Here is a 361-nt window from a genome sequence, read left to right as displayed (position 1 = left end):
GCAGTGGTCCTGGGACTTGTAGGTGTTCTGTGCGAGGTCGAGCAGATTCTGATTGGCCTTGAGGCTAAGCCAGGTGCTGGCCACCTCACCGATCAACGCCAGGCGAGCCGTCTGATAGTCCGCCTCGGTCGCCTCGAAGCGTGCGCCTGCGGCGTTTCGCTGACTGCGGATGCGCCCGAACAGGTCCAACTCGTAAGACGTGAAGCCACCGCTGGCCTGAAAGGTGTTGGACGTGCTGCCTGAACTGACGCCGCCTCCCTGCGTCCTGACCTGTGACGGAAACTTGCTGCGGCCGGCGTAGGTGTTGAGTCCGATGGAGGGAAACAGCCCGGATTCGGCACCGGCGTACCCTGCCCTCGCC

General features: G+C 63.7%; 1 protein-coding gene. It reads right to left on the bottom strand.

Annotated features, from left to right (window positions below; all coding sequences use genetic code 11):
* Positions 1 to 361, bottom strand: a 361-nt coding sequence (locus AC1DCY_RS28025; protein WP_477356138.1) for a TolC family protein, incomplete at both ends; no start/stop codon positions are given.

The organism is Lysinibacillus sp. 10T31, assembly GCF_056394365.1.
This window is presented reverse-complemented; position numbering and strand designations above follow the sequence as displayed.